Annotated in this window: 2 protein-coding genes; one reads left to right on the top strand and one right to left on the bottom strand. The window is 59.4% G+C overall.

Going from position 1 to position 1,838, the window contains the following annotated elements; translation table 11 throughout:
• Positions 1-220: 220 nt before the first annotated feature.
• The gene (locus HX875_RS24960; RefSeq protein ID WP_177046670.1) at positions 221-1,174 is read right to left on the bottom strand and encodes an aliphatic sulfonate ABC transporter substrate-binding protein; all 954 of its coding nucleotides are present in this window, start codon (positions 1,172-1,174) and stop codon (positions 221-223) included.
• Positions 1,175-1,311: 137 nt separating this feature from the next.
• On the opposite strand from HX875_RS24960, the gene HX875_RS24965 reads away from it, so the two are divergent.
• Positions 1,312-1,838: histidine phosphatase family protein (locus HX875_RS24965; protein WP_177046671.1), on the top strand; the 527-nt coding region annotated here is incomplete at its 3' end.

Raw genomic sequence — 1,838 nt, forward strand, 5'->3', positions numbered from 1 at the left:
GCCGGTTTAGCCGCGACGGGGCAGGGACGCCCCGTCGCGGCGGCCCGCGGAGCAATCCCGGAGTGAGGGAACACCGAGCCTAGGCGAGGTGCCGACAGGCGGGGCAGAGCGTTTTGGTTACTTTGCCGCTTTTGCAAAGTGACTCGCTGTAAGAGCGAAACCATAAGCCGCCGTTACCTAAATAACGGATATGTACCCGCCCCGGACGCCTGGCGAACCGTCAAGGTTTCCACACCTGCACATCCTGAGCATCCACCGCCTTGGGCAACAACCCCGCCTTGAAGAACGCATCCGCAATCTTCTGCTGTTCACCCAACTGGTCCAGCGTCACCGGTTGCACCTGATAGCTGCGATGGGCATTCGCGGTTTCCACCGTCGCTGCATCGAGGTTGCCCCACAGTGGGCCCAACACATTCGCCGCGTCTTGCGGATGCTGCTTCACCCACTCACCGGCCTTGAGCAATTGCTCATAAACCACTTTCAGCACTTCAGGATGCGCCTTGGCATAAGGCGTACCCGTCAGGTAATAACGCTTGTAACTGGCCAGCCCAGTGCCATCCGCGAGGGTGCGGGTAGGCAGTTGGCGTTGCACGCTGGTGAGGAAGGGTTCCCAGGTAACCCAGGCATCAACCTTGTTGTTTTCAAACGCGGCGCGACCATCGGCAGGCGTCAGGTACGCCGGCTCGATATCGGAGAAAGCCAGCCCCGCCTTGTTCAGGGCCGCGATCAATAAGTAGTGAGTGCCGGCAGCCTTGGTCACGGCGATTTTCTTGCCTTTCAAATCCGCCAGTTGCTGAATCGGCGAGTCCTTGCGCACCACGATCGCCTGCGCTTGCGGCGAGGGCGCTTCCTGGGCGAAGTAGGTGAGTTTGGCCTGGGCGGCCTGGGCGAAGATCGGCACGGTGTCGGCCACGTCGGCGCTGATGTCGACGTTGCCCACGTTCAGTGCTTCCAACAGTGGCAAGCCACTGGGAAACTCGTGCCAGCTGACGTCGATGCCATCGGCCTTGAGGGCTTTTTCCAGGGTGCCCTGGGTCTTAAGCAGGGTGATCAGGGTCGAGGATTTCTGGTAGCCGATGCGTACGGTTTCCTGGGCTTGTGTGCTCAGGGTGGTGCAGAGGCCCAGTGTGGCAAGGCCCGCGATGAAAAGGCGATGGAGCGAAAACTGGGGCATGGCGTGCTCGACTCTTAATGGATTAAGGTGAGCTTATTGTTCTAAAAAACATTCGATAAATAATTTTTCGATCTTAGCTTAGGCCTTTATCGGGTGCGCCGTTCGCGGCCTTTCAACGTCAGGGTGAAGGAGGTGGTATGCAGTTGTATGTTGTTCGTCACGGCGAAACCGATGCCAATGCCGAAGGCCGTTACCAGGGCTCGCTGGACATCGATCTCAACGAACGGGGTGTGCTTCAGGCGCGTGAGCTGCGGGCAAGGCTGCCTTCGCAGATCGATGCCGTCGTGGTCTCACCGTTGCGCAGGGCACAGCAGACGGCGGCGATTGTGTTTGCGGATGACGGGCTTGAACTGCATACGCTGGATGCGTTTCGCGAGCGCAGCGTGGGGGTGTTTGAAGGGCTGACCCAGGCGGAGGCGGCGCAACGTTATCCCGAACTGTGGGCGCAGAACATTACCCGGCAATGGGAATTGGCGCCCACCGATGGGGAGTCTGTCTCGCAGTTTGTCGAGCGTATTCGAAAGGGGTTGAATGAGTTGCTGGTGAACCATGGGCAACAGGTGGTGGTGCTGGTTGCCCATGGGGTGGTGGCCAAGGCGATTCGCGCATTGGTCCGCGATGACTTTTCAGACTTCTTCGACTGGCAATTGCGCAACGGCGAAGT

It is taken from the genome of Pseudomonas yamanorum, from assembly GCF_013386765.1.
GTDB classification, from domain to species: domain Bacteria; phylum Pseudomonadota; class Gammaproteobacteria; order Pseudomonadales; family Pseudomonadaceae; genus Aquipseudomonas; species Aquipseudomonas yamanorum_A.

Excerpts from the sequence above, each read along its gene's own strand:
- HX875_RS24960 (WP_177046670.1), bottom strand. The coding sequence starts at position 1,174 with ATGCCCCAGTTTTCGCTCCATCGCCTTTTCATCGCGGGCCTTGCCACA.